The sequence below is a fragment of the Paraburkholderia sp. J7 genome (assembly GCF_905220155.1).
GTDB lineage: Bacteria > Pseudomonadota > Gammaproteobacteria > Burkholderiales > Burkholderiaceae > Paraburkholderia.
Window position 1 is genome coordinate 205,266 of sequence record NZ_CAJMYZ010000019.1, and the last position, 6,000, is coordinate 211,265.

Annotated in this window: 6 protein-coding genes; 3 read left to right on the forward strand and 3 right to left on the reverse strand. The window is 62.6% G+C overall.

All coding sequences use genetic code 11. The features are described 5' to 3' along the window. The first annotated feature begins 90 nt into the window (after positions 1-90). The 3 genes from U5A58_RS28350 to rpoD all read left to right on the forward strand — a co-directional run bounded on the left by U5A58_RS28350 (position 91) and on the right by rpoD (position 3,638). A complete protein-coding gene (locus U5A58_RS28350; protein WP_321963884.1) occupies positions 91-528 on the forward strand; it encodes a GFA family protein in 438 nt (145 codons plus the stop codon). 128 nt (positions 529-656) lie between these two features. Further along, complete coding sequence (locus U5A58_RS28355; RefSeq protein ID WP_321963885.1) at positions 657-1,247, forward strand: class I SAM-dependent methyltransferase; 591 nt, start codon at positions 657-659, stop codon at positions 1,245-1,247. A gap of 411 nt (positions 1,248-1,658) precedes the next feature. Beyond that, entirely contained in the window at positions 1,659-3,638 is a 1,980-nt protein-coding gene (gene rpoD, locus U5A58_RS28360) for an RNA polymerase sigma factor RpoD (RefSeq protein WP_321948602.1), read from the forward strand. A gap of 102 nt (positions 3,639-3,740) precedes the next feature. On the opposite strand, the gene U5A58_RS28365 is transcribed toward rpoD, so the two are convergent. Genes U5A58_RS28365 through U5A58_RS28375 form a run of 3 tightly spaced genes read right to left on the reverse strand, consistent with a single transcriptional unit; the run spans position 3,741 to position 5,523 of the window. Further along, entirely contained in the window at positions 3,741-4,406 is a 666-nt protein-coding gene (locus U5A58_RS28365; protein WP_321963886.1) for a DUF799 domain-containing protein, read from the reverse strand. Positions 4,407-4,420: 14 nt separating this feature from the next. Continuing rightward, positions 4,421-4,786 (reverse strand): DUF4810 domain-containing protein, encoded by a 366-nt coding sequence (locus tag U5A58_RS28370; protein WP_321936613.1) that lies wholly within the window; start codon positions 4,784-4,786, stop codon positions 4,421-4,423. 59 nt (positions 4,787-4,845) lie between these two features. After that, a complete protein-coding gene (locus tag U5A58_RS28375) occupies positions 4,846-5,523 on the reverse strand; it encodes a CsgG/HfaB family protein (protein WP_321936612.1) in 678 nt (225 codons plus the stop codon). Between the last annotated feature and the right edge of the window lie 477 nt (positions 5,524-6,000).

Here is a 6,000-nt window from a genome sequence, read left to right on the forward strand (position 1 = left end):
TGACTCAAACGTATGATGTGAGAGCACCCATCGCACCGCAGCCGCCCGTTTGCAGTGTGTGAGATTCGCTACCTGAGCACCGCGTCCACGATGTCCGCCGACACTTCCCCCGCCCACACGAATGCTCCCGCTACTTTGCGCGGACAGTGCCTTTGCGGCGCCGTGCGCTATACGGTCGCGAATGCATTCCGCTATGCATTCAATTGCCACTGCTCGCAGTGCCGCCGCGCGACCGGGTCCGCGTTCAAGCCCTTTGCGGGCATCGAAAGCGAGGCGCTGCGCCTGACCGAGGGCGAAGCGCAGACGTTGGTCTACGGCGACCCTCAGGCCGCCCATGACGTGCATTGCAGCCGCTGCGGCTCGCTGCTCTATTCAGTTGTGCGCGAAGGAGCCTATGTGCACGTAACGCTCGGCACGCTGACCGATGCGCCCGACATCCGGCCCGCCGGCCATATCTTCGTGCGCTCGAAAGCGCCGTGGTTCGAGATCGCCGACTCGCTCCCCCAGTACGACGAATTCCCGCCCTGACGCGTGCGTTCCTGCAGACATGCGTGGCAGCGACCATACCGGTATCGCCGCACTACTGCCTGCCGGTACATGGTTCGGCTAGTCTCGAAGCGTCCCTTCCCCTTGTCCCCAAGGACTCCGAGCCCCATATGGACTCCAAGACGATCGAGACATACACGAGCGGCGCCGCAAGCTACGCAGCCGAATGGGCAAACCAGCCCGAGCCGGACGACCTCTATGCGCGTCTCACGCAGCATTTCCGCCCCGAGGGACGGACAGTCGATATCGGGTGCGGATCGGGTCGCGACGTGGCGTGGCTGAACGCACACGGTTATCCGGCGGCCGGGTACGACGCGTCGCAGGGTTTGATCGCGCAGGCTGCCGCTGAATACCCGCAATACGCGTTCGGCCTTGCCACGTTGCCCGATCTGGAGAATGTACCGGCCGCGAGCTTTGACAACGTCCTCTGCGAAACCGTGATCATGCATTTGCCTGTCGCGCAGATCGGCCCGGCCTGCCGCCGCCTCGTCGAGCTGCTCACGCCCGGTGGCGTGCTGTACCTTAGCTGGCGCGTAACCGAAGGCGACAGCGCACGCGACCCTGCGGGGCGTCTATATAGTGCCTTCGACCCCGCGCTCGTGACGGGCGCGCTCGAGGGCACGTCCCTCGCGCTCGACGAGGACGCGGTCAACCGCTCTTCCGGCAAACGCGTTCAACGTATTGTCGCGATTCGTGCGTGAGCGTTGCCGCGCACGACGATCCGGCAACGGGGATTAGTGGGGAAACAACAGAGCGCCAGGCACCGAGCGAGTGACAAATACGTGAACTATTCGCTTGAAAAATGGTCTAACGCACTCATGTAGGAGATATGTAAGGTGGAGCGTTAGCAAGCGGTACGACCCTGAAGGCGGACAATGTGCCGCAAACACGACGATTCAGGTTGCCTCGCATGCAGTAACGCACTACCATACGCGGTCTTTCTGCATTGCACGAAAATCCAGGCTGCCACGTCGTCGACGTTTGGCGCTCGCTTGGCGGGACCGGCATGCGCCCCCGCCCACTCCCCTGCAATTTCGTCATCGCCAGGACGCCACGCCGCTGGCGCGTGACCCTTTTTGCCCTTGTCGGGCTATCCCTTCGAGGAGAATGTATTGACAAGCCATGACCGGGACGACGCGCTGATCTCGTCTGCCCGCCCCGCACGCCGTTCGTCGAAAGACAAATCCGGCGATACGACGCCCATGGACGCAGGCTCGCAACTCGAAAAACGCCAGCATCAAATGCGGGCGCTCATCAAGCTCGGCCGTGAGCGCGGTTATCTGACGCACGCGGACATCAACGACCATCTGCCCGACAACTTCGCGCAGACGGCCGCGCTGGAAACGATCGTCGCCACGTTCAACGACATGGGCGTGCAGGTGTACGAACAGGCGCCCGACGCCGACACGCTGCTCCTGAACGAAGATTCCCGCGCCGACCAGCAGGCCGACGACGAAGCCGACGAAGAAGTCGAAGTCGCGCTCTCGACGGTCGACTCCGAATTCGGCCGCACCACCGACCCCGTGCGCATGTACATGCGCGAAATGGGCTCGAGCGAGCTGCTCACGCGCGCCGGCGAAATCGAAGTGGCGAAGCGTATCGAAGACGGTCTCCAGGAAATGATCCAGGCGATCGCGGCATGCCCGTCGATCGTCGCGACCATCCTTGCCGACGCCGACCGCATCGCGGCTGACGAAATGCGCATCGACGAACTCGTCGACGGCATCGGCAGCGACGAAGCCGCGCAAGAACCGGCCGCGGCCGAAGCCGACGCCAGCGAAGACGTCGAAGCGGCCTCCGACGAAGAAGAATCGGACGATTCGAGCGATGACGAAGACGACGCCGACGCCGACAACAGCAAGGCGAACGAAGCCCTGCTCGCACAGTTGAAGGCAGACAGCCTCGCGATCTTCGCGCGCGTTCGCACGCTGTTCGAACAGATGGCTTGCACGTCGGACGCCAATGCGCGTGCGTCGGCCTCGGAAATGAAGATCTGCGCCGACATCCAGACGGAACTCGCGCCGATCCGCTTCACGGCTCGCACCATCGACCGCCTGTGCTCGCTGCTGCACGAGCAGGTCGCGCAAATTCGCGCGATTGAGCGCAATGTGCTCTCCATCGTCGTCGATCGCTGCGGCATGCCGCGCGAAGCCTTCGTCGAGCAGTTCCCGGGTCACGAAACCGATCTGGACTGGGGCGTGCGCGCCGCAGCCGCGTCGAGCAAGTACGGTCCCGCGATCGAGCGCAGCCTGCCGGCTATCCAGGCAGAACAGCGCAAGCTCGCCGAGATCGAAGCGGCCGCATCGCTGTCGCTGCAACAGATCAAGGCGATCAATCGCCGCATGACCGTTGCCGAATCGAAGATGCGTCAGGCGAAGGGCGAGATGGTCAAGGCCAACCTGCGTCTCGTGATTTCGATCGCGAAGAAGTACGTGAACCGCGGCATGCAGTTCCTCGACCTGATCCAGGAAGGCAACATCGGCCTGATGAAGGCGGTGGACAAGTTCGAATATCGCCGCGGCTGGAAGTTCTCGACGTACGCGACGTGGTGGGTGCGTCAGGCCGTGACGCGTGCGCTCGCCGACCAGGCGCGCACGATCCGCGTGCCGGTGCACATGATCGAAACGATCAACAAGCTCAACCGCATTTCGCGCGAGATCCTGCAGCAAACGGGCATGGAAGCGCATCCGGCGGACCTCGCCGCACGCATGGGCATGACCGAAGAGAAGGTGCGCGGCATCCTCAAGATCGCCAAGCAACCGGTCTCGCTCGAAAGCCCGGTGGGCGACGACGGCGACGCGACGCTCGGCGACATGATCGAGGACGCAGGCTCGGCCTCGCCGGCCGATGCCGCGATCCACGCGAACATGCGCGCTGCCATCGACGAAGCGCTCAAGGCGCTCTCGCCGCGCGAAGCCAAGGTGCTGCGTATGCGCTACGGCATCGACACGACTTCGGACCACACGCTCGAAGAAGTGGGCAAGCAGTTCGACGTGACGCGTGAGCGTATTCGCCAGATCGAGAGCAAGGCAATGCGCAAGCTGATGCACCCGAGCCGCGCAGACAAGCTGCGGCCGTTCCTAGAGCGCTGATCGCGTTAGTCGCGCTCTAGCGCGGCGCGTTTCGGAGCCAGAATGAAAAAGGCCCGTCACTTCGGTGACGGGCCTTTTTGTTTGGTCTGACGCGAGCGCAGGTCAGTCCGTACCGTACTTCGGCGAGTGCGGACCGTAGAGCAGACCGGTCGGCGGCCCCGCGTGCAGCAGGCGATAGCTCGTGACACCAGCGATATCGTGGCTCTTGTCGGTCAGCGAATTCGCGACCTGCTTGATCGCCGCCATCACGAGCATGCCAATCAGACCGCCGCCGCTACTGTTATTGCCCTCGTTGCTGTTCGCGGTCGCTGAGCCTTGCCAAAGCACGTCTCCGCTCTTCAGATCGACGAGCTTCGCCGACGCCGTGACGACCGTCGCGCTGTCGAGCACGCGATACTGCGTGCCGAATTGCGTGATCTTCGAATACACCGCCGCGTCGGCGCCGAAGATCTCTCGCAGCTTCGCGGGCGAGGTCTGCTGGATATCGCCTGCCGTCGTGAGACCGTTCTGCTTGAACGTCTCCTCCATGACCGCGACCGGAATCACGTAGTAGCCCGCTTCGGCGAGCGGCATCGTCATCTGGGAGAGCATGCTGTTCGACGCATTCACATCGGTCGTCGCATTGTCGGGCGGCAGCACGAGAATCGAGCGCGGACGCGCGTTCTTGAACGCCGTGTAGTCCGCGTGCCTGACGGGCTGCGCGCAGGCGGCCAGCAGCGCGAGCGCGCAGAGGGCCAGCCCGAGCTTGAGGGAAGAGAATCTGGACATATCGGTACGCTCGCTTATTGTTGTTTCGGTTTCTTCATGAGGAAGTCCATATAGGTCGTCGACTCCGGGAAGAGATGCTTCTCGGCGTCGAATTCCTGCATGGCTTGCGTGTCGTTGCCGACGTTGGCGTACAGCATGCCCAGCTGCGCATGGAAGCCCGGCGGCGGTGTGTTGCCCTTCGCGCGAATCTCCTGCAACGACTTCTCGAGCACATCGATCTGTTCCTGCGGCGCCTTCTGGCCCTTCAGGTAGTCGTAGACCGCGGGCTGATAGCTGGTCCACTGGTAAAGCGGCGGCGTGGTGTTCGCGCAGCCCGCGAGCAGCAGCGTCGCTGCCGTGACGGGCAGGCAGAGTCCCCGAAGCGTGCCGATGTATTTCATTGAAAACCCCGTATGCGTAGTTGTTGTGATCGAGCGTGAAGCGCGGACGACGCGCGCGCTCAATGTGCGGTGCGCAACGCGCCCGCGTCGACCTGATCGGCCAGATGGTTGACTGCCTCCTGGATCGCGAGCTCGAGCACCTTGCCGTTGAGCGTCGAGTCATAGCTCGCGGTGCCGCCAAAGCCGATAATTTCGCGGTTCGACAGGCTGTATTCGCCCGCGCCTTGCGCCGAAGCGACCACTTCCGAAGTCGTGGTATCGACGACGTTGATGTTCACCTTCGCGTACGCAATCTGGTTCTTGCCGCTTCCGAGAATGCCAAACAACTGGTGGTCGCCCACTTCCTTGCGGCCGAACTCGGTCACGTCGCCGGTGATGACGTAGTTCGCGCCCTTGATCACCTGGGCTTTCTTCGTGAAGCCGGCTTCCTGGCGGATCTCGTCGAGGTTGTCACGATCGAGCACGCTGAAGCGCCCGCTTTGCTGCAGCGACGTGATCAGGATGGTCTTCGCCTGGCCGCCGAGACGGTCGATGCCGTCGGAGAAGATGCCGCGCATATAGCTCGAGCGATTGTCGAACTTGCCAACTGCGATCTGCACCGGCTTGCCGACGGCCGGGCGCTGCGCGCTCGCGACCGGCGGGACCGGCAGCGAACGCGACGACTCCGTCGCGCAGGCGCTCAGCGCCGCGATAGCGGCGGCGGCCAGCACGGCACCGCAGGTTCTGGACAACTTCATGGATTCTCCTTGGTGGTGGAACAGAAACGACAGCAGGCGCGCGCGTTTGCTGCGCGCACGGATTGAAGCGACTGGAGAAATGGGAGCGGCGAAATGCGGTGCTGTGCGGCGGCGCGCACGTGGGGCATGTCGGCCCGGCGCACGGAGGTGCGGGCGAGCACAAAGGGCGCAGTGTGTCGCTGCGCGCGTGGTTATTCCATCGGCATTGCATGTTTCTCGCCTCCCGTGCGCAAGCGCGCACGCGGAAGCCCCCGGATTCTTGTCGATGTAGCGTGTTTTTTTAATTCGTAGTTAAAAACTACAAACGCATGTATCGGCGGGTTTTAGAGAAACTTTAGGAGATTGGTTATTTAATGCTTATTAGATTGATTTTGCGAAATTTTGAATCGCATTAACGCATTAGGGAAATACGTTTTAAAAACGGAGTCGTGCTTTCCGTTATCGCGGCTGTGAAATGCTGCGGGAGAGGTGTTGCAT

Excerpts from the sequence above, each read along its gene's own strand:
- U5A58_RS28350 (WP_321963884.1), top strand. The coding sequence starts at position 91 with ATGTCCGCCGACACTTCCCCCGCCCACACGAATGCTCCCGCTACTTTG.
- U5A58_RS28355 (WP_321963885.1), top strand. The coding sequence starts at position 657 with ATGGACTCCAAGACGATCGAGACATACACGAGCGGCGCCGCAAGCTAC.
- U5A58_RS28365 (WP_321963886.1), bottom strand. The coding sequence starts at position 4,406 with ATGTCCAGATTCTCTTCCCTCAAGCTCGGGCTGGCCCTCTGCGCGCTC.
- U5A58_RS28370 (WP_321936613.1), bottom strand. The coding sequence starts at position 4,786 with ATGAAATACATCGGCACGCTTCGGGGACTCTGCCTGCCCGTCACGGCA.
- U5A58_RS28375 (WP_321936612.1), bottom strand. The coding sequence starts at position 5,523 with ATGAAGTTGTCCAGAACCTGCGGTGCCGTGCTGGCCGCCGCCGCTATC.